Source organism: Shewanella yunxiaonensis, from assembly GCF_018223345.1.
Lineage (GTDB): Bacteria > Pseudomonadota > Gammaproteobacteria > Enterobacterales > Shewanellaceae > Shewanella > Shewanella yunxiaonensis.
Genome location: NZ_CP073587.1, coordinates 1804760 through 1826653, shown reverse-complemented (window position 1 = coordinate 1826653; position 21894 = coordinate 1804760). Strand labels below are relative to the sequence as shown.

The window sequence follows — 21894 nt, the reverse complement described above, 5'->3', positions numbered from 1 at the left end:
CAATAATTTACTTTAAGATTAGCGGTGTTATTGATAGCGCTCAAGTTATAATAAACTTCATATATTGTGCTTGAGATAATAGCGAAAAATAATATACACTTTGCTTGCTACACTAATTTATCAAGTAGCACTCCACCCTGTTTCTTTGAAGTTTACCCTATTAAGAGAATTACATGAGCAAAGAGCTTGATCTGCAAAGTGCGATAGCTGCGCTTGATGAATATGGATATGAAAAAAAGCATTCAACGGATCTTGAACAGGCGAGAAACAAACAACAGATGACTCGTTATCTCAAGTCATTGGATTATAGTATTAAGCGTATGCAGTTACTGCAGGAAGCAGTTAATGAACTCGTTGATGAAATGCAACATCAACAACTCAAGAACGAAAAAGTACAAACATTCAAAACCAAAGTAATAAACCTCTCCAAAGAACTCGATATGAGTTATGACGAGGTTGTCAATTATATGGCGACCTTACAAAAATAATAAATAAAAGCCAAACGGTAGTTGCTATTAACCACAACTACTGTTTGACTTTTGTATCTTCACTACCAATATTAAAATTATATTGTTTTCACCCGCTCATATTAGAAAAATATTGGGCCGTCATTGTTATTCACCATTTTCCCACAGAATCGCTACTAATCAATTTTAAGTACAACGTATTGGAAACTGGCGTTACCAGAAGCATACGCTAGACTTAAAACCACAATAAGAACCAAGATCTTAACTACCCTTAATCTCTGGGAAGTCGGCATATCAATAATGGAAAAGTACCTTTTGCTGCTGTTTTTGGTGTTAGGCAGTGTGCTTCTTTGGATTGGTGTTTCTGCCAATCCTGCCTATGTGCTTTTGCCTACCACGCAACCGTTACGCATAGCGGTTTCCACCTCTCCACTCTCTTCACCGGTGATTATTGCCGAACGAATGGGCTTTTTCAGGGAGCAACAACTGACCGTGCAATTGCTGCCCATAAAAGGTGGCTATGACTGTTTTAATGCGCTAACACGCGGCGATGCGGATCTGGCAACAAGCTCGGAAACGGTGGTGATGTTTAACAGCTTTGCACGCAATGATTTTAGCATCATCAGTAGTTTTGCCGAATCTGATAATGATATAAAAATCATTGCTAAAGCATCGTCCGGCATACGTCAACCTGGTGATTTACTTTCTCATAAAGTGGGAATCGTATCAGGCAGTGCCAGTGAGTACTTTATGGATGCCATATTACTTATGACCGGACATCCCCAACAGCAATTACAACGCATGGATATTGCGCCTTATGACATTGGTGACGCATTAATGGCCGGTGCTGTTGACGCAATATCGGTATGGGAACCTTTTGCTTTTCAGTTACAACAGCAATATCCCACACAGGTTTTTCAGTTCAAAACCAAAGGTATTTATAGTCTGTCATTTAATCTTTTGGCATTACGCAATAGCACTGTGACCAATCTGCAACAACACATTCAGGTACTGAGAGCGCTAAATCAAGCGATTCAGTTTATTATTGAACAACCTGAGCAATCGCAACAGATTGTCTCTGACTACCTCAAAGTGCCTGTAACAGAGGTTTCAGCCTTATGACCAGACTATCAATTTCGTTTATCGTTAGACAATACGCTCGTAAGTAATCTGCAAGCACAGGCCCGTTGGGCTATAGAAGCGCAGTTAGTGACTACCACTAACATCCCTGATTATCGTAACTATATTGACCCATCAGCGCTTAATCGCGTTATCCACAAATCACTGGTACGTAAAGAATGAGAATATCTAAACGGTTAAAGTTACTGGTGGTGTTGTGCGTGATATTGGCTTTGGCCCATGGTATCGCCTTACTCAATCAACGTACGATGATGATCCGTTCATTTGAACTGATTAATCATCTCACTGAAGTTCAGCTAAGGGTCGATCTGCTACGTTCCAATCTCTGGCTATTGCAGCAATTTCAAGATCAGAAGGCGATCAACGACACCACAAGAGCGTTGGAGAATTTACACCACCACATTGATGTAGCCTTAGCATTACCCATGGATAGCACCGAATTAAAATTGTTGAACAGCCTGAAACGTCACGAAGATAACATTGGCGTGCTGCTTAATCTTTCCCGTCAAAATTTCATTAATCAACAACCCGTTGATGCTAATGGCACGATGGTACTGACCGCCAGATACAGCGCTATTATCCAATCCATGAGTGAAGATCTATTGCGATTACAAACCCAAGTGGTCAATAAGGCGCGTCGCATGCAGGTACAACACCTGTATTTCAACGGCATCCTGCTGTCACTTATTGCTATTCTGGTGACGCTGTTTTCGTTGCAAACACTGGCCCGTTTCAAAATGCATCTAAGTACCCTGAAAAAGGGGATCAAGGACCTTGCGGCCGGTGATCTTTTCAGTAAAGTCAAAATGCCAAAAGGTGAGGAGTTTGGAGAAGTAGCCGAAGAGTTTAATCGAATGAAACAGGAATTATTGGCTGCCACGCACAAGCGCGATCAGCTGCAGAAGGAAGTTGAAGATCAGACTCAACGGCTACAGATCCAGCAGGAAAAACTGCGGCATATGGCGGAACATGATGATCTTACCGGTGTCCTTAATCGTGGAGCGGCCAACGTCCAAATTGAATTAGCCATTGAAAGATGTAAACGGCAGCAACAACAAGCGGCACTGTTGTTCATCGACTTAGACCGGTTTAAACCAATTAATGATAGCCTTGGTCATGCGGCGGGGGACGCTGTACTGAAAGAAATCGCTAAACGTTTACAACATAGCTTGCGGGCATCTGACATGATCGCCCGTTTTGGCGGTGATGAATTTATCGTGTGGCTGGAGCCTGTGCATAAATACGAAGAAATTGAATTAGTTGCCAGTAAAATTCGCAATACTGGCGTCGCAATTCCCCTGAACGAGCAGCACTTGGATGTCGGCTTAAGCATCGGGATCAGCGTTTATCCGTCAGATGGTCACACACTCGCCGCATTACTCAATCATGCAGATTCGGCCATGTATGAAACCAAAAAGCAACGCCACCCGACAATGCCGTCGACATCAGCATCCCACGATGCCGTGCATAGATGACCTTCATACTTTTCGCGAAAATTTACGTAATCGAAAAGATAACAACAGTAGCGCTAGCAAAATATAGAGACTGGGTTCAATGATTTCAGATTTAACGGACCAATAGTAATGTATCGTCACTAACAGTACTGCGGGATAAATGCCATAGTGCAGCTGCTGCCATCGTTTACCCATCCGCCGCTGTGCGGCTTTAAACGAGGTTAAAGCTAACGATAAAAGGATCAACCAGGCACAGGCTCCGACCACGATGTAAGGACGCTTAATGACTTCCTGCAACAGCAATTGCCAAGCGAACAGCAGGTCAAGACTGATGTATGCCAGCAAGTGCAAACAGGCGTAGCAGAATGTCCATAAACCCAGTGGTCGCCTTAGTTGCACCAGCATTCCTTGTTTGGTCCAAGCGGCCACAGGTGACACCAATAAGGTCAGCAGCAAAAGATTCAGCGCGCCCTTTCCTAAGAAATGGATGATGTATTGCACCGGATCGCCACCGGCATCATCGCGGTAAACCGCCAGAACCAATAGTGCTATGGGTAATGCAGCGGCGACATGCAATAGCACCTTTCCCCAAAATAACGCTCGGCGAGAAATACGCCACATCAGAAGTATTTCCTTAGATCCATTCCTTGATACATCGCAGCCACCTGCTCGCCATAGCCATTAAAAGGCAGTGTCGCTATACGTTTCGCGTTGAACAGCCCACCAGCGGCGATACGTCGTTCACTCGCCTGAGACCAGCGGGGATGATCTACTTCAGGATTGACATTGGCATAGAATCCATACTCATGCGGTACGAGTTGGTGCCAGCTGTTTGGCGGTTCTTTATCTACCAGACGGATCCGTACAACAGACTTGATGCTCTTAAAGCCATATTTCCAGGGCACAACTAATCTGATAGGCGCGCCACTCTGAGGCGATAACGTTTGATCATACAAACCTACAGCCAGGAACGTCAGCTCATTCATCGCTTCATCAAGCCGCAAGCCTTCAACATAAGGATAATGAATCCCCCCTCCCATTAACGGATTACGTTGACCGGGCATCTGTTCAGGATCAAACAGCGTTTCAAATGCCACATGAGAGGCTTTGCTACTTACCCCTACTTTTTTCAATAGTGCAGCTAACGGAAAGCCTACCCAAGGGATTACCATAGACCATGCTTCGACACAGCGTAAGCGATAAATACGCTGCTCCAGCGGGATTAACTTATACAAATCGTCGTAATCCAGTGTCAGCGGTTTATCAACCAGCCCCTCGATATTCAGTTGCCAGGGGTTAACTTTTAGCTTTTGTGCATTCTCAAATGGATCCTGTTTACCCGTTCCAAATTCATAAAAGTTATTATGCCGGATCACTTTATCGTATGGCGTCTGCTGTTCAGCGGTCTGATAATGCGAATTTACCGTAAAGTTTAACGCCCGAGTCGCAAATAATGGCTGATCTTCACCAAACAGATCGAAGATCCCGGCTTGCACATAACCTGGCAGACTGGCACTAAGCGCACCCAGTCCCAGCATCGCTGTAATCCGCCGACGATCGCGAAATACCGCTTCAGGCGTGACCTCGTTTTCGGCGATATCCCAAGGATGCTTGCGGCGGATGCCTCTGATGAATTTTCTGTTCATGGCGTATCCGATATTTATGCATTGGTATTGATTCTGTTTGACAACTTTAGCGCTAATCAGTTGCATTCGCTACCATGTAAATACCGTTTACCATACGCCAAAGTACAAGCCTTAAGCAGCCAAGAAACCCTATTGCAGCAAGGCCTTGAAGCCTGCCCCCTATCCATGCGACCCTAGTAAATAGTTATCATTTTATAGGAATCGGTCCATGGATTTGGTCAACGAACTACTGGTCCCACAAATTCCCGTTATTTGGCTATTTGTCGCTATCTTTTGTACTGCGCTAGTCATGCTTTGGTTGTCGCGCCATGGCAGATCTCAGGCGCAAGACGCATTAGAAAATCAGTATCAGGCACAACTGCAACAGCTAACACAACAATTGCTATCCACTCAGGAACAATTACAACAACAGATCAGTGTACTGGGTAAAGCTCAAGCCCATGCTGAAAGGGTGCCACTCCTGGAACAGCAGTTAAAAGAAGCTCAGCATAAGGTGATGGAATCACAGCTCAACTTGTCAAAATCCAATGCTGTACAACAGACGCTTAGCGCACGTTTCGAGGCAGAGCGTCAAGCATTGAACGATAAACTGGCCTTGTTAGAAAGCAGTGAATCTCGGTTAAAAGTACAATTTGAGAATCTTGCCAATAAAATTTTTGATGACAAGAGTCATAAATTGCAATCGCAGAATGCCCAGCAAATGGATGGTTTTATTGCGCCATTAAAGCAGCAACTTGAAGGATTCAGACAACAGATTAGTGAATCTTATTCAAAGGAACAAGCAGAGCGATATTCGTTAAAACATCAGTTGGAAGAGCTGAAACACCTCAACCAGCGCATGAGTGAAGATGCCGTTAATTTGACTCGTGCATTAAAAGGCGACAATAAACAACAAGGCAATTGGGGTGAAGTGATCCTGGAACGGGTGTTATCGGAGAGCGGACTGCGCGCCGGGCACGAATATGAGATCCAGCAGGACCTTAAAAATGATAATGGCAAACACTTTAAACCTGACGTGATTGTGCATCTGCCCGATAGCAAAGATGTCGTCATTGACTCCAAAATGTCATTGCTGGCTTATGAACGTTATTTTAATGCTGATACCGATGAAGAAAAGCAGTTAGCCGCCAGAGAACATGTCAACTCCATTCGCACTCATATCAAAGGCTTGGGACAAAAGGATTATCAACAATTGCATGGCTTAAAAAGCCTCGACTATGTGTTGATGTTTATTCCGCTGGAGCCAGCGTTCTTACTGGCCTTAGAACAGGATCCGCAACTGGTAAACTACGCCCTCGAAAATAATATTATGCTTGTCAGCCCGACAAATCTGTTGGTCGCGCTGAGAACGATCAATAATATCTGGCGCTATGAATATCAGAACCAGCACGCACAAAGAATCGCCCGTCAGGCGGGGAAAATATACGATAAACTTTGTGGATTCCTGGAGGATATGGATAAGCTCGGACGCGCTATTTCCAGTGCGGATAAATGTTTCAGCGGGGCGATGAGTAAATTTTCCTCAGGCCGCGGTAATCTTATCCAGCAGGCACAGCAGATTAAGCAGTTGGGTGCAGAAACCAGTAAACAACTCGATCAAAAACTGCTGGATAAAGCCCTCAATAGTGACACAGAAGATGATGAAACTGTTGAACGCCTTGATGCTGTGAAAAAAGTGGTAAATGAATCCTAAGGTGAATATCACCGATTCCATGTGGTAGGGAGTGGGAAATGTTTGTGATCAGGTGCAAAAGGAGTTTGCTGACAATTTGCGTTAGCGTACTACTGCTATTGTCATCCTGTTTGGCTGTTGCTGCTGATATTGATTATTCACAGCAACGGCAACTTTATCTGGATGCCAGAGACGCACTCAAAAATAATCAAACAGACACCTACCAAAAGCTGCGTAAGCAGCTTAGCGACTATCCACTTGCTATCTATCTCGACTTTAATGCAAATCTGGATGCGATTTTAAAAATGCATGGCAAAGAAGCCTTGCGTGCAATCCAGCCATTTGCCAGTTCTCCGTTGTATGACATGTCACGTCATCGCTATCTATTGCAGACAGCAAACGACCAACGTTGGCAGGATTTTTTGATTATTTCACCAGACCTGCCACGAGCACCAGAGCTTCAATGTTATTACTACCGCGCAAAATTGGCATTGGGCGATAAAAAGCAAGCCTACAAAGGTGCCGAGGATCTTTGGTTAACCGGCCATTCACTGCCTAAAAGCTGCGATCCATTACTAAGGGCGTGGACCCATGACGGGTTTCGTACCCAAGAACTGATCTGGTCGCGCATGCTGTTGAGTTTCGACGAGGCTGAAACCGGGTTGCTTACCTTTCTGTCGCAGAAGATAACTCGTCATAAAACACAGGCTCAGTTGTTACTGGATGTCTACCGCGATCCTCGCACATTACGTCATAGCCGCTCGTTTAACGGTAAAGCGCCCATTTATGCCGATATCGTCGCCGTTGGCTTGAAACGATTGGCAACGAAAGATCTCAAACAAGCATTTTCGTTGTATGAAAAATACCAGAAAGCCGGTCGATTCAATGATGACGACAGGCACAAACTTAACCGTTATCTGGTGTGGTATGCGCTGCTTAAACGAGAAGACGATCTGAAAGATAACGTCGACACTATGCTGCCACAGTTGCACTCGGATGATCTGACCGAACGGCGTATCCGCTGGGCGCTTGCCGATCAGGACATTGACACGGTCAAAAAGCTCATACCGTTACTTAGCGATGAAGCGCGCCACGATGCGCGTTGGCAATATTGGCAACATCGTCTCGGCATGCTGGATGATGTCGCTTATAACAAAATTGCCGACCAGCGTAATTTCTATGGTTTTGCTGTTGCCAGTGAGCTGGGGAAACCGCTCAACCTGGCCCATGATCCCACCGTCAATAAAGACAATCTGCAAGCTCGTTTAGCCGATGATCCTGGGCTTGCACGAATAAAAGAATTGATGGCAATGGATAAATGGCTGGATGCCAAGCCAGAGTGGATCATGTTATTACAACGTCATAACCCGCAAATGCAGGCGCAATATGGTTTGTATGCGTTACAACAAGGCTGGGAGGCGCTTGCAGTAGACGCCAGTATTTCGGCCAAGCTATGGGATGACATGACGATGCGCTTCCCCTTCCCGGCAAAGGAAAGCTTTAATAAAGCTGGCAAAAAATTTAATACTTCGGTAAATGAATTGCGCGCAATCTCACGCCGAGAAAGTGCCTATAATACTTATGCAACCTCTGGCGTAGGTGCTCGGGGTTTTATGCAGTTGATGCCCAGTACCGCAGAGCTCACAGCAAAGAAATATCAACTTCCTTATCAAGGCGTGAAAAGCTTATATCAGCCGGAAATTAATATTCCGCTGGGTAGTGCTTATTACAGCCAGTTAGTCAAAGATTTTAATGGTAATCGGATACTCGCTACCGCCGCTTATAACGCTGGGCCATACCGGGTAAAGCAATGGCTAAAGGATAGCCAAGGTAAACTCGATTTAATGACATTTGTTGAGGTAATGCCTTTTAAGGAAACGCGAGAATATGTGCAGGCAGTGTTTACTTATCGGGCTATTTACGAGAGGAAACAGCAGCAGACACCACCATTTTTCAGCAATGCTGAAAAACAATATCGTTACTGATACCGGAGCATTAATAGCGGCTTTATTGCAATTAACCTGCTGAAAAGCTTGGCACTTGGTTGAACAGCGATTACCTTGAATACTGAGACCTGCCGTTCAGTGAGGATGTTATGCAACAAGGCGTTATCGAACAAGTTCTACAACAACTGCAGCAAGTTCTGATTGGTAAACCGAGAGTGATCCGCATGGCGTTGGCCTGTATTCTCGCCCGCGGACATTTACTGATTGAAGATCTGCCGGGGATGGGAAAAACCACCCTATCCCAGGCACTGGCACAAACGCTCGGACTCAGTTACCAACGGATCCAGTTCACCAGTGATATGCTGCCTGCCGATATCCTGGGGGTCTCCATTTTCGACAAGCAACAAGCGGAATTTGTATTTCATCAAGGGCCGATTTTCCGACAAATGATCCTGGCTGATGAAATCAACCGTGCCAGTCCCAAAACCCAAAGTGCGTTACTTGAAGCAATGGCGGAACAGCAAATTACGGTCGATGGCATTACCCACTTGTTACCACGTCCCTTTTTTGTGGTGGCGACACAAAACCCCAGTGAACAATCCGGCACGTTCCCGTTACCGGAATCGCAACTGGATCGATTTATGATGCGTTTATCCATCGGTTACCCATCCGCAGACGCTGAACTTAAAATGCTTAAAGGTGGTCAAGACCACCATGGCGACTTACCACAATGTCTCAGCGCCATGGAACTGACACAACTGCAACGCCAATGCGATCAGGTGTCTGCATCTGACGCATTGCTCAGTTACATACTGGCGCTGGTGGAAGGATCGCGTGAACTCAATGAAGGCTATGGTCTTTCCCCTCGTGCGTCTAAAGCATTGCTGGCGGCGGCTAAAGCCTGGGCATTTATCCATGGCCGCCAGTATCTGGTACCGGAGGATGTACAAGCGGTATTTGTGGCGGTGGCTGAACACCGGTTACGGCAATCCAGCCAGCAACAGGGAGAGCAACTGTCTCGACGACTGCTTAACACCATTAATCCTATCAGGTAATTGCGCATGGCCAGCGCATCTTACAAATTATCTCCGTGGCTACACCGCTGGCTCAATCGACGGATCCCGGCGGCAAAACATCAGCGTCTGAGTCACCGCAGTATTTTTATATTACCCAGCGGCTTTGGTCTGATGTGGTTACTTTTATCTTTGTTACTCTTTTTATTCGGTACCAATTATCAAAACAATCTGGTGATCGGGCTTAGTTTATTGTTGGGAAGTATTTTCGTTAGCGCTATTTTGTATAGCTACCGTAATCTTGCGGGTTTGCGATTGTCCGCATTGCCGGCGCCAGATGTATACGCAGGGGAAACGGTAGCCATTCCGCTTAAGGTGACCGCTGACAGCCAGCTGTATCAAATTAATCTCAGCTATCCCGCTGGCGACGTGGTGACAGTTAAAGAGGTCGCCTCACAAGGCCAAATCGCTGCGCTGCCTTTACCCACCCGTCACCGCGGTTATTTATCGCCCGGAAGACTGCTCGTCGAATCACATTACCCATTGGGTTTATGCCGCGTATGGTCATGGGTCGATATGGATAACCCCTTGTTGGTATTTCCCGCTTATCACCCCGATAAAGTGCGGTTGCATTCCATACCCGGAGGCGGAGAGGATTCACCACTGTACCAGTTCGGTATAGATGAATTTTGCGGTCTAAAATCCTGGCACCCAGGCGAATCACTTAAGCAAGTCGCCTGGAAACAATTCGCTCAGGGCCGCGGTATGCTTTCCAAAGAATTTAGCGATCCGCACGGAGATCCCGTCTGGTTGCAACTCCCGGCCAATCTGTGCGGTGAGGCGTTGGAACAGGCACTTGAGACACTCTGCTGGCAGGTCGACCAACTAGCCAAACAAAATTGCGTTAACTGGGGATTACAACTGGATAAACAACAGTTGCCACCGGCCGCAGGTGAAGCGCAGCGCATCGCCTGCTTACGCGCATTGGCTGTATATCAGCCCTTAACCATGACGGAGGCTAGCGATGAACAGCAGTGAGCATCTCAGTCGCCGAACCTTGTTGTGGTTGTTATTGACCAACATTGCCGTATTGCTGCCTTTGCATGACAAAATCACAGTTGCATCATTGGGAATATGTGGCATCTGTTTTGTCTGGCGCTTAGGGATCTATCTTGGGAAGGTCGCACGCCCACCACGCTGGCTAGTCACGGTATTGGCAGTCGCATCAGCGGCGACATTAGCCTTGGTAAGTCGTGAGTTAGGATTACTCAATACGTTGATTAATCTGCTTATTCTTGGCTATGCCTTAAAATATATTGAGGCCCGTAGACGCCGTGATGTATTGGCCATCATTCTGGCGGGTTATTTTCTCATCGCACTGACATTTATTGATCACCAGGGGATAGGCAATGTATTACTACTGTTGCCCGTCACCGCCATCAACACCCTAACATTGGTTAGTCTCTTCCGTGAAAACTGCTCACCCGCCACCCAAAGCTGGTTAACGATTAAATTACTGCTTCAAAGTATTCCTTTGACCCTTCTGCTGTTTATCGTGGTTCCCAGGTTTGCGCCGCTGTGGATGGTACCCCAGATGAAATCTGCCAGCACCGGGCTTTCAGATGAAGTGGGATTTGGCGATATTTCGCAGTTGACTCGGTCTTCCGAACTCGCTTTTCGTGCCACCTTTGACGGTGCCGTTCCCAAACCCGCAGAGCGCTATTGGCGCGCAATTGTGTTAGACGATTATGACGGAAACCACTGGCGTCAATCGTCGGCGATTAAAACATTGCAGTCCAGGGTAAATCACCTGCTACCTGAGCGCACGTTACCAGTCGAGCGGGATAACCGTCGCAACTATAAAGTGATTGCCGAACCCTCAGGCCAGCATTGGTTATTTGCGATGGGTAATGCTTTCAGCAACACGCCCGGCGTTTTCAGCATGCCGGACTATCGTCTGTATGCAAGTCGATCGCTTGAGCAGAAATTTCAATATCAGGTTACACAATACCCGAACGCCCCCTTGCAAGAACAACTCAGCGAGACCGAATATCAACGCAATCTAACGCTGCCGGCACAAATCAACCCCCGCACCCGCGCTTTGGCTCAGCAATTTACCCTTAGATATCCGCAAGCGCTGCCGCGTTTGAACGCCATGATGCAATACTTCCGTCAGCAACCATTTTTTTATACGCTGACACCGCCAGCGACAGGCCCTCAACAGCTAGACGATTTTTTGTTTGAAACGCGCGCAGGCTTTTGTGTGCATTATGCTTCGGCGTTTACTTTTATGGCTCGCGCCAGCGGCCTACCAGCACGATTAGTGACCGGCTATCAGGGCGGCGAGTTTAATCCGGAAGCTGGATATCTGAGTGTCTACCAATATATGGCTCATGCCTGGAGCGAAGTATGGCTGCCTAATCGAGGGTGGAGCCGATTCGACCCAACCGCGATGATTGCCCCGCAGCGGATCATGGATGGATTTGATGCCATGTTTGCCCCTCAGGATAGTTACCTGGCGAATACGACTTTCCCAGCTATTCGTGCCAGTGCCTGGTTTAATCAATTGCGCATGCAGTTTGCCAGCCTCGATTATTACTGGACGGTATGGGTGCTGGGGTTTGATAACGACCGGCAACAACAAGTGCTAAACCAATTGCTCGGTGAAGTTACCGCCACGCGAATCGCTTTGTTGGTATTAGGCGTGATGACAGCATTGTTCACGATAATTGGCTACAGCGCCGGACTGCTATATCTGCCACAACGGCGCAGTCAATTAGATCGCGACTTTAGCAGCATCTGTCGCGTTGCCGCTCGCAAAGGTATTGTACGACCAATAGGTTGTGGGCCGGTGGATTTTATCACCCTGTTAACCAAACACTGGCCCGCATTACACCAGCCATTAATTGTTTGGGGCGATTTATATCTGCAACTCAAGTACGCTGAATTAACGACTAAAAAACAACGAAAACTCAGCCGACAGTTTCATCGGCAAAGCCATAAATTGTGGTTAGCGTTACTGCGTACGACACCTGAGCTAAAGGAGCGTACCCCACAAACGGGGACTATCTGACAACGTTCAGATCACAGAGATAACAACCGTAAAGAACAATAGTGGCACATTACACATCCGCTATTTAGAATAGTGCCATCCGCCACTGAAGGCTTATTGATCAGGAATCGCATGTTTAAACTGATCCAATCTAACAAAATGGAGTTGCTGTCGGCTGCACTGGCCGATCAGTTGCGTATGCCCGTCTCTGGTCAATCGCCGCTACAGCAAGAACAGATCCTCGTACAAAGCCCCGGTATGTCAACCTGGCTACGACTGGAGATCGCCAAGCATAACGGTATCGCTGCAGCGCTGAAATTTCCGCTACCGTCTAGCTTCATCTGGGATTTGTGCCACGCCCTACTGCCTGATGTTCCCAAAGAAAATGCCTTTACCAAAGAAGCAATGACCTGGAAATTACTGAGTTTGTTGCCGCGCCTGCTTGCCGATCCTGTATACCTGCCACTGCAACGCTATTTGGGTGATGACCACCAGTTATTGCCATTAAAACAGTTCCAGCTAGCAGCGCGTATCGCAGATATTTTTGACCAATATCTGGTATATCGACCCGACTGGATCGCAGCATGGGAAACTGGCGAGCTCCCCTTTGCATTATCTGAAGAACAACAATGGCAACCAGCACTATGGCGACAACTGGTAACCCATAATCAACAACTAGGCCTTAGTGGCTATCACCGCGCCAATCTGCATCATGCGTTGTTATCTACGCTTAAAGACGACAGCATCGCATTACCACAATTGCCGGCGAGATTATTTGTATTCGGCATTTCTTCGATGCCGCCACAGATGTTATCCGTGCTACAGGCCCTCGGGCATCGCCTGGATGTTACCGTATTTAATCTCAGCCCCTGCCAGCATTATTGGGGTGATATTGTGAATCCCAAAACTCGTGCCCGCATTAATCTTGCGTACGGTGATAAACGGCAACTTCCCGAAAACTGGCAAGATAGCTTAATTGTGGGTAACCCCCTCTTGGCGAATAACGGCAAATTGGGCCGCGATCTATTGGATCTCTTGCTCGAATTACCTTCGGAAGATATTCAATTAGGTGATGATCTGTTTTATCCGGTAGGTGATGGCTGTCTGTTACAAGGGATCCAGCAAGACATTCTCGAAATGGAAACCCGGGGACAATTACTCGGTCCTGACAGTGAAATATATCTGTCATTAGCTGGTCGGCGCATCATCGCCACTGACGATGACTCGCTGACTTTGCGTAGCTGTCATTCACCACTGCGTGAAGTAGAAACCCTACATGATCATCTGCAATGGATGCTGGCGCGCCATCCAGAACTCGCCCCTAAAGATATTGTGGTAATGATGCCGGACGTAGCAGCGTATGCCCCCTACATTGATGCGGTATTCGCGCGACGTGACGGCCAATATTTCATCCCTTACGCTATCGCCGATCGGGGTGCCAGTCAGGAATCACCGTTGATCAGCAGCTTTTTAACGCTGCTGGATATTAATAACAGCCGCTTTGCCTTGACGGAAGTCCTGACACTGCTGGAATTACCCGCAACGCTCAAGGCTTTTGGCCTTGATGATGAGTCATTACAACAAATCCGGCTGTGGTTAGAACAAGCCAAGGTGCGATGGGGTCGCAGCGGAAGCCAACGTCAGCAACAGCAAGTTCCCGCATTCGAGCAAAACTCCTGGGCGGAAGGATTACGCCGACTGATCTTGGGCTATGCGCTGGAAGATGATGGTGAGCTATTTAATGGTCATTTACCAGTGGCCGGGGTTGAAGGTCAGGCAGCCTTGGCTCTCGGTAAATTATTGAATTTTATTGAGGCATTGGATCAGGTCGCAGACCGGTTGGCAAAGGGACAAGCTTCATCTCAAAGAATTCTTGAAATAACAGAGATTTGCCAGCAGTTTTATCAACCCATTGACGATACAGATACACAAGCTTTGATGGCAGTAAACCAGGCCATTGCTAAATTAGGCTCAGAATTATTGAATGCAGGATTTGCTGGCGAACTGGATCATCAAATCCTGTTGCAGTGGTTCCGCTCGCAACTTGAGGATTCTCGTGTCGGTCAGCGTTATCTTGCTGGCGCCGTTAATTTCTGTACGTTAATGCCAATGCGTTCTATCCCGTTCCAGATCGTCTGTCTGCTCGGGATGAATGATGGTATCTATCCTCGCGTGCAGCATCCGGTGGGATTTGATCTGTTAGCGCAGCAACCACCGCGTAAAGGCGACCGTTCCCGTCGTCTTGATGATCGTTATCTGTTTCTGGAGGCACTGTTATCTGCCAGACAACAGTTGTATATCAGTTATGTCGGTCGTTCTGAACGTGATAACAGTCCGCGCAACCCGTCGATGCTAATTGCCGAGTTACTGGAATATTGCCAGCTAAGTTGCATCCCACAATCATTAGCCAATGTTTTTTCTACGGACATACTTGATGCTGAAGCGCTGACGCTGCTGGAACAATCATTATTACAATGCCTAGTGAAGCAGCAACCCTTGCAACCTTTTGATCCGGTGTTATATCAAGCTGATTTGTTAAAGGCCCCTGCTGAAGCACCATTTACTCCGTCATTTTCAAGACAGTGGTGCCCCACCGGTTCAGCGGTAGAACTCACTGATTTTCGTCAAGGAACGCCGTTACAGCTGGTCGCAGACAACGATGCCGATTCAGACAATGTCATTGAATTACAAGGGTTGGTACGTTTTTTCCGCAATCCGGCACAATATTTTTGCAACCGGAGCCTCAAGCTGGAACTGGGAATAGATCTCACCGAAGATGACAACGACGAACCATTTACACTGAACGCACTGCAACGTTACGACATTCGACTGTCTTTGCTTGAAGATGCCTTAAAACACCAAGGGGTCAGCAGTCCTGACTTCAGTGTTAAACTTAAGGCGAGCGGTAAACTCCCTAACAAACCTTTTGATGAACTGCTATTGTCACGTTATCAACAGGATGTAGCACCACTACTGGATCGAACCGTCTATCTGCGAGGTGAACAGCAGGAATCATTGACCGTCGATTTGATGTTTCCAGAACTCGATATGAGGTTGCAGGGCCGATTAGATGATATTTGTGGCAAAGGGATGCTTATCTGCCGCCCGGGTTCTGCTAACGCTAAGGATTTGGTCCGCCAGTATTTGCGTCATTTGGCGCTCAACGCCAGTGGCCGTCATAAACATAGCTACATTCTGGATATGGCAGACTACCACGTGTTCGCACCGCTCACCCCTGATGTGGCTAAAGCGGAACTCCGCCTCTGGCTGCAATTTTTCCTAATCGGGCAAACGCAACCCCTGCTATTTATCCCAAAAACATCACTGGAATATGCCAAGAGTGACGCTGACACACACGAACAGCGACTTGAGGCCGCCAGTGCCGCCTGGAACGACAAAATTGGTAATGATGGCAACGTCATCTCTGGTGATGGCAGTGAACCTCATTACCAGCGCTGTTTCCGTTTCCCAGATGATTTCTCTGAAAGTAATTTCGGTGATATCGCCATGACATTACTCTCGCCGATGCTGGCACGTTACCAAACTGGGCAACTGCATGAGCTGGCGGATTTTATCAATAACGGCGGCATGCTGGAGCAAGCTCATGACTGAGATGTCTACCCATAAAACGGCTCAACCTAAACTGCTGGACCCGATGCAGTTGCCGCTGAGTGGCGCGCAGTTGATTGAAGCCAGTGCCGGCACCGGCAAAACCTACACGATTTCTGGGCTATACCTGAGACTGTTATTAGGGATCGGCGTCAGCCAACCACTGACTTGCGAACAGATCCTGGTGGTAACCTTTACCAATGCGGCTACCGAGGAACTCAGAGAACGTATTCGCAGCCGAATTCGGCAGGCATATCGCGCTTGTTTAGGCTTACCGGAACACGATCCGTTTCTACAGGAGCTTTTGGCACAAATCAGTGGCGAAGATAAGCCACAGGTGCTCAATCGACTGGATCTGGCGCTGAAGTCGCTCGATGAAGCGGCCATTTTTACCATTCATGGTTTTTGTCAACGCATCCTCAGCGACTTGGCTTTTGAATCATCGTTGCTGTTTGATGCCGAATTTACCTTAGATGACAGCGAGTTTTTGCACCATGCTGTGCGCGATTTCTGGCGTGAAGCCTGTTATCCACTAGACAGCGTTGTGGCACAGATCATTTTTGAAAAGCTGCCAGGGCCAGATGCGCTTCAAAAAAAATTACGGCCGTTGTTAGGTAACAGCAGTGCGGTTGCTACCCCCGAACTCAAACCTTTTCAACAGATTGCTCATGCACTGATGCCGGCCATTGCCAAATTGCGTAAGCAATGGCCTAGCGCTCGGGAAAGCATTCACAACCAATTGTATGCGTTGTCGCTCAACGGGCGTCGGTATGGCAAGAAAGACGACGGCTATCCACTGCTGGCAGACGCCTTTGAACAAATGGATCGCTGGGTTGCCTCACACTATGGCCTCCCGCCAGCCATTGCACTGGATAAACTGTCACTCGAAAAGCTCAGCGTTAACAAAGGCAGCGCGCCTATCCCGAACGCCGATGAAGCGCCACTATTAGTTATGGTGGATAGCATTATCGCAATGCAAGCGCAGTTGCTCCCCGCCTTTCTGTGTCAGGCTCGGGAACACATCCGGCGACGCTTTGCTGCGGAAAAGGCCCGACGTAACACCCTGACCCCGGATGATCTGTTATCAACATTAGCCACAGCGCTGGGCTACCCATCGGCTACTGACGAGGCAGACATTAGTAATACCCTGGCACAAGAAATTGCCCGTCGCTTCCCGATAGCATTGATCGACGAATTTCAGGATACCGATCCACTGCAGTTTGGCATTTTTTCAAAAATTTATGCTCGCAGCATAAAGCTGCCAGTCACCGACAGCCACTCGACCACTGTCGGTGGATTATTGATGATCGGCGACCCCAAACAAGCGATTTATGCGTTTCGTGGCGGTGATATCCACACGTATCTGGCAGCGCGAGCGCAAACTGACGGACAATACACCCTTGGCACCAACTATCGCTCAGCCGAAGCGATGGTCGATGCCGTAAATAGGTTATTTAAGGGGCATGATGCGCCGTTCGCCGGTGAAGATATCCCTTTTGAAACGGTCAAAGTGCCCGCTTCCGCCAGCAGCAAAAGATTGCAAAGCAATGTCGATAATCACGCATTGCAAATCCGGTTGCTCAGTGAAAATCCTACCCAAGGGCTGAATAAAGAAACCGCGCGAATGCTATTAGCGGAAGACGCCGCCGAGCAAATCCTTACGCTGCTCAACGATAAAGCACACATCATCTCCGGCACACAGCAACGACCACTACGAGCGCGCGATATCGCGGTTTTGGTACGCGACCATATCGAAGCCTCCACCATGAAAGACGCGCTGGCCAAACGCTATATCGGCGCGGTGTTTCTAAGCCGCGACAGCGTGTTTGGGACCGTTGAAGCCAGGGAACTGGCATTGCTACTGCAGGCGCTCGCTAACCCTCGTGATGAAAAGGCTTTGCGTAGTGCCATGGCAACCCAGTTACTCGGGCTCAGCATCGGTGCTATCCACCAATTCAATCAACAAGAGGACAGCCGAGCCTTATGGTTGGAACGCTTTGATAAATGGCATCAACTATGGTTGCAACGAGGCATCATGCCCGCAGTTATGCAACTGGCAGCCGACACCGGCATGATCCAGCGATTGCTGGCAGATAACAGTGGTGAACGGCGGCTTACCGACCTGCGGCATCTGTGTGAACTGCTACAACAAAAATCCGCCGAACTGGATGGCGTGGCCGCATTACGATATTGGTTTGAGCAACAATTGCTGGATTCAGGTAATAGTGAGGAGCAGCAACTACGTTTGGAAAGCGAACAGAATCTGGTACAGATCGTGACCATCCATAAGAGTAAAGGACTAGAATACCCTGTGTGTCTACTGCCCTTTGTCAGCCTGGCACGCAGTGGCCGCGTACCAGATCCGTTGCTATATCACCAAGACAACCAACTGCTGTGGGATTTGGAGAAATCGGAGCAAGGTAAAGCGCAGCAAAAGCAGGAGCAACTGGCAGAAGATCTGCGCCTATTGTATGTAGCCTTAACCCGTCCGGTATATCGTTGCTACCTGTCGATTACCAATCAGTGCCGCATTCTGAAAGCCGGTATCAAGAGTGAGCTTCCACAAACTGCCATCGGCTACTTATTGGGGATCACCGACACGGCAACGGATTTTGCTAAATTGCGCCAAGCCATTGAACCACTGCAATCAGCCGCGGCATCAGTGACGGTGATCGATGTCGAGCAACCAACGGGCACGCTTGCCGTAGAAGATACCACCACTTCAGAACCTGTCCCCCTGTTACTGGAAATGCCATCTTATTTACCATGGCGCGTAGGTAGTTATAGCGGACTGGTCAAGGAGTCCGCGGCGTATCCGGTAGCAGTTAGCGATAACGTTGATGAGTTTGATGCGCCGCCACAAACACCGGGGATGGATGATGAACGGTATGAGCCGCTACCAGAGCTGATGCCAACTCCGGAACAAACTCCAGCACCGCGATTCCTGTTTGAGAAAGGTGCCAATGCCGGTTCTTTTATGCATCAGGTACTGGAAGATTTGGATTTCGACGCCGAAGACAAAGTGGCGGCACTTACTGCTGTGTTACCAACGGCCATGCTGCAATACGGCATTGATAGCAACCAGCAACCGCTATTGCTGGAGTGGTATCAACAGATCCTGAGTGCACCACTCGGTACCGCTGAGCGCGATAACGGTCTGTCACTTGGAATACTGAAGGCTCCCGACATAGTCGCTGAAATGGAATTTTATCTGCCTGTCAGTGAGCTTAACTGTCGGGCGTTAAATCAGTTACTGGCACAACATGGGTACCCAGCCGGATACGATTTCGATACCTTACGCGGGATGCTCAAGGGATTTATCGACCTCACCTTCTGTTATCAGGGCCGCTGGTATATTGCAGATTATAAATCCAACCACCTGGGAAATGACTTCATCCAGTATCATGGCGATGATCTAAACCGCGCCATGCTGGAGCATCATTACGATCTGCAATACCTGCTATATACCCTGGCACTACATCGCTTGCTCAGTAAAAGGCTTGCAGATTATCAGTATCAGCGTGATTTTGGCGGCTGTTACTACCTGTTCCTGCGCGGTATGTCACCGGATTATCCGCAAGCTGGCATCTATTATGACAAACCGCCACTGTCATTAATCACCGCCCTGGATGCACTGTTTAACGGCGAGCTGCAGCAAACTGCTGATGCCGCTGGTCAATTCAGTCTGGAGCTTAACTGATGGACATCCTGAATTCCCCTCTGCAACTGCACTGTTCAATGTCCCTGCCTGACATATTGAAACTGGCAGAACAGCAAGGTTCACTCACTGCGCTGGATCGTCATTTTGCGCTGCAACTCAGTGCCCTCGTTGCTGATAGCTCGCCTTTGTTGTTATTGCTCTTAGCGCTGCTTTCCAAACATTTATCTGCACAACATAGTTGTCTGCCATTAGCGCATATCGATGCAGGGAATCCGCTGGATTTAAGAAGTGCCGACGCTGACACCATGGTTATGTGTCGTATTGACTGTCCACAAGCCGCATTAGCAGAGAACATCAGCGCATTTTTACATGATTCGGCGGTGGTTTGGGTGCCAACGGCTGACGCTGCAATCGATCCTGATAACCGGCCGTTGGTTTTGCAGAATGAGCGACTTTACTTGCGCCGTTACTGGCACTACGAGAAGACTGTTGCCACAAAAATTAACTTGCTGAGTGTTGATTCCACTATTGCCAGCCAGTTGGACAGTTCTGTGCAAATGCTAAAGCAGACAGCTGAGCTACTGACGCAATTATTTCCTCACGACGGTGCTGATACCGACTGGCAAAAAGTGGCGGCGGCTATCGCGCTCACACGCCAGTTAGCAGTGATCACCGGTGGTCCCGGCACCGGTAAAACCACCACAGTCACCAAAGTGCTGCTATTGCTGTTGCACCTGCAACCAACACTTAAAATCCGCATGGTAGCACCAACGGGGAAAGCCGCCGCACGGCTGAGCGAATCGGTTAAAAATTCTAAATTGCAGTTACAGCGTACACTCACAGGAGAACTTGCGGCGTTACAACACGTACTACCACAGATCCCAGAAACCGCAGCCACAATTCATCGGTTACTGGGTGTGCGGCCCGGAGAAAGTCGTTTTCGTCATCATCATGATAATCCGCTGCTATTGGACCTGTTGATTGTTGATGAAGCCTCAATGGTCGATTTGCCACTGATGGCAAAACTGTTGGATGCACTGCCAGATAATGCTCGACTGATCCTGCTTGGCGATCAGGACCAACTGGCTTCCGTAGAAGCCGGCGCAGTGCTGGCCGATATATGCCAAGGACTTAAACAGGGTGAACACTGGGAGATGCAGTACAGCCAACGCCAAGCCAATCGCCTGAGCGAATTGTGTAGTACTTTATTAGATGCTAGCGATACATCCACAAAACCCACAAATTTAGGTGATAGTCTATGTATGTTGCGACACAGCCACCGCTTTAAAGGTGATGCTGGTATTGGGCTGTTGGCTGCCGCCGTCAATCAGGGCAATATCGATGCTATCCAACAGATTTGGCACAAATCTTATCAAGAACTGCAGTGGCTGGAGCACACTGATGATGGTAGTGGGATGAAAGCCTTGATGTTGCAATGTCAGCAAGGATATCAATCCTATCTTGAACTCATACAGCAGCACGCAACACCACAACAGATCCTGGCTGCATTTCACCAGTTCCGTGTACTTTGTGCAATGCGCGCCGGTGAGTTTGGTGTGGATGGGATCAACATCGCTATTATCCGCAACCTTGCAGCCAAAGGCTGGTTAAAACCTACGGCCGAATTTTATGCCGGGCGTCCGGTGATCATTCGTAGCAACGATTACAATCTGGGATTATTTAACGGCGATATCGGGTTAATTCTGCCTGATCCAGCACAGAATAATCGGCTTATGACTTGGTTCGAACGTGCGGATGGCAGCATGCTCAAAGTGTTACCCGCACGATTGCCCGGACATGACACCTGCTTTGCCATGACCGTACATAAAAGTCAGGGCAGTGAATTTAACACCGTCGCATTGGTACTACCGCCTAAACCTCATGGCCCACAACAACAATTATTATGTCGGGAGTTGCTGTATACCGCGATTACCCGTGCCAGGAACCAGTTTGTGTGTTTGGGCAGTCTTCGAGGCTTTTTAGCTGCGAGCAGTCGCCTTACTCGCCGCGCGTCAGGCCTGGCACAGCGGTTATGGCACTAACGCAGAGACCCTTTTCGGCAACCACAATGTTGCATAGTGGCAACAAATTGAGGAGTTTTTCGTCAGGTTCGCGAGATTTGAGTGAATCCGCTTAACTGCGCTAGCCAATATGCGCCATAATGGCCCGCCGCACTCAGGGTCGGCCAACAACTAATACGATTAAGCTCACAATCAGAGCCGGAAGGTTACGGG

Annotated in this window: 13 protein-coding genes; 11 read left to right on the top strand and 2 right to left on the bottom strand. The window is 48.1% G+C overall.

Going from position 1 to position 21894, the window contains the following annotated elements; all coding sequences use genetic code 11:
• Positions 1-173 precede the first annotated feature (173 nt).
• From KDN34_RS08355 to KDN34_RS08345, 3 genes are all read left to right on the top strand, one after another.
• Positions 174-488 carry a hypothetical protein gene (locus tag KDN34_RS08355; RefSeq protein ID WP_212596394.1) on the top strand — a complete coding sequence of 105 codons (315 nt, stop codon included), beginning with the start codon at positions 174-176 and terminating at the stop codon, positions 486-488.
• Positions 489-767: 279 nt separating this feature from the next.
• A complete protein-coding gene (locus KDN34_RS08350; RefSeq protein ID WP_212596393.1) occupies positions 768-1589 on the top strand; it encodes an ABC transporter substrate-binding protein in 822 nt (273 codons plus the stop codon).
• 176 nt (positions 1590-1765) lie between these two features.
• Positions 1766-3082 carry a diguanylate cyclase gene (locus KDN34_RS08345; RefSeq protein WP_212596392.1) on the top strand — a complete coding sequence of 439 codons (1317 nt, stop codon included), beginning with the start codon at positions 1766-1768 and terminating at the stop codon, positions 3080-3082.
• Positions 3083-3085: 3 nt separating this feature from the next.
• On the opposite strand, the gene msrQ is transcribed toward KDN34_RS08345, so the two are convergent.
• Positions 3086-3682, bottom strand: a complete 597-nt coding sequence (msrQ, locus tag KDN34_RS08340; protein ID WP_212596391.1) for a protein-methionine-sulfoxide reductase heme-binding subunit MsrQ — start codon at positions 3680-3682, stop codon at positions 3086-3088.
• The gene (msrP, locus tag KDN34_RS08335; protein ID WP_212596390.1) at positions 3682-4707 is read right to left on the bottom strand and encodes a protein-methionine-sulfoxide reductase catalytic subunit MsrP; all 1026 of its coding nucleotides are present in this window, start codon (positions 4705-4707) and stop codon (positions 3682-3684) included. Before msrP ends, msrQ begins: the two co-directional genes overlap by 1 nt.
• A gap of 208 nt (positions 4708-4915) precedes the next feature.
• Here msrP and rmuC point away from each other — a divergent pair, with 208 nt between their 5' ends.
• The 8 genes from rmuC (at position 4916) to recD (ending at position 21702) form a co-directional block, all read left to right on the top strand.
• Entirely contained in the window at positions 4916-6400 is a 1485-nt protein-coding gene (rmuC, locus tag KDN34_RS08330) for a DNA recombination protein RmuC (RefSeq protein WP_212596389.1), read from the top strand.
• 65 nt (positions 6401-6465) lie between these two features.
• Positions 6466-8364 carry a transglycosylase SLT domain-containing protein gene (locus KDN34_RS08325; RefSeq protein ID WP_228730459.1) on the top strand — a complete coding sequence of 633 codons (1899 nt, stop codon included), beginning with the start codon at positions 6466-6468 and terminating at the stop codon, positions 8362-8364.
• Positions 8365-8474: 110 nt separating this feature from the next.
• The gene (locus tag KDN34_RS08320; RefSeq protein ID WP_212596387.1) at positions 8475-9380 is read left to right on the top strand and encodes an AAA family ATPase; all 906 of its coding nucleotides are present in this window, start codon (positions 8475-8477) and stop codon (positions 9378-9380) included.
• A 6-nt stretch (positions 9381-9386) separates the two neighbouring features.
• Entirely contained in the window at positions 9387-10376 is a 990-nt protein-coding gene (locus KDN34_RS08315) for a DUF58 domain-containing protein (RefSeq protein ID WP_212596386.1), read from the top strand.
• The gene (locus KDN34_RS08310) at positions 10363-12411 is read left to right on the top strand and encodes a transglutaminase family protein (protein WP_212596385.1); all 2049 of its coding nucleotides are present in this window, start codon (positions 10363-10365) and stop codon (positions 12409-12411) included. The genes KDN34_RS08315 and KDN34_RS08310 overlap by 14 nt, the downstream gene beginning before the upstream one ends.
• A gap of 111 nt (positions 12412-12522) precedes the next feature.
• Positions 12523-16002, top strand: coding sequence for an exodeoxyribonuclease V subunit gamma (gene recC, locus KDN34_RS08305; RefSeq protein ID WP_212596384.1), 3480 nt, complete (start codon positions 12523-12525; stop codon positions 16000-16002).
• Positions 15995-19699, top strand: a complete 3705-nt coding sequence (gene recB, locus KDN34_RS08300) for an exodeoxyribonuclease V subunit beta (RefSeq protein WP_212596383.1) — start codon at positions 15995-15997, stop codon at positions 19697-19699. Before recC ends, recB begins: the two co-directional genes overlap by 8 nt.
• The gene (gene recD / locus KDN34_RS08295; protein ID WP_228730458.1) at positions 19699-21702 is read left to right on the top strand and encodes an exodeoxyribonuclease V subunit alpha; all 2004 of its coding nucleotides are present in this window, start codon (positions 19699-19701) and stop codon (positions 21700-21702) included. Before recB ends, recD begins: the two co-directional genes overlap by 1 nt.
• The last annotated feature ends 192 nt before the right edge of the window (positions 21703-21894 follow it).

What these genes read in the sequence shown, in the direction of transcription:
- KDN34_RS08355 (WP_212596394.1), top strand. Translation starts at nt 174, where the DNA reads ATGAGCAAAGAGCTTGATCTGCAAAGTGCGATAGCTGCGCTTGATGAA.
- KDN34_RS08350 (WP_212596393.1), top strand. Translation starts at nt 768, where the DNA reads ATGGAAAAGTACCTTTTGCTGCTGTTTTTGGTGTTAGGCAGTGTGCTT.
- KDN34_RS08345 (WP_212596392.1), top strand. Translation starts at nt 1,766, where the DNA reads ATGAGAATATCTAAACGGTTAAAGTTACTGGTGGTGTTGTGCGTGATA.
- msrQ (WP_212596391.1), bottom strand. Translation starts at nt 3,682, where the DNA reads ATGTGGCGTATTTCTCGCCGAGCGTTATTTTGGGGAAAGGTGCTATTG.
- msrP (WP_212596390.1), bottom strand. Translation starts at nt 4,707, where the DNA reads ATGAACAGAAAATTCATCAGAGGCATCCGCCGCAAGCATCCTTGGGAT.
- rmuC (WP_212596389.1), top strand. Translation starts at nt 4,916, where the DNA reads ATGGATTTGGTCAACGAACTACTGGTCCCACAAATTCCCGTTATTTGG.
- KDN34_RS08320 (WP_212596387.1), top strand. Translation starts at nt 8,475, where the DNA reads ATGCAACAAGGCGTTATCGAACAAGTTCTACAACAACTGCAGCAAGTT.
- KDN34_RS08315 (WP_212596386.1), top strand. Translation starts at nt 9,387, where the DNA reads ATGGCCAGCGCATCTTACAAATTATCTCCGTGGCTACACCGCTGGCTC.
- KDN34_RS08310 (WP_212596385.1), top strand. Translation starts at nt 10,363, where the DNA reads ATGAACAGCAGTGAGCATCTCAGTCGCCGAACCTTGTTGTGGTTGTTA.
- recC (WP_212596384.1), top strand. Translation starts at nt 12,523, where the DNA reads ATGTTTAAACTGATCCAATCTAACAAAATGGAGTTGCTGTCGGCTGCA.
- recB (WP_212596383.1), top strand. Translation starts at nt 15,995, where the DNA reads ATGACTGAGATGTCTACCCATAAAACGGCTCAACCTAAACTGCTGGAC.
- recD (WP_228730458.1), top strand. Translation starts at nt 19,699, where the DNA reads ATGGACATCCTGAATTCCCCTCTGCAACTGCACTGTTCAATGTCCCTG.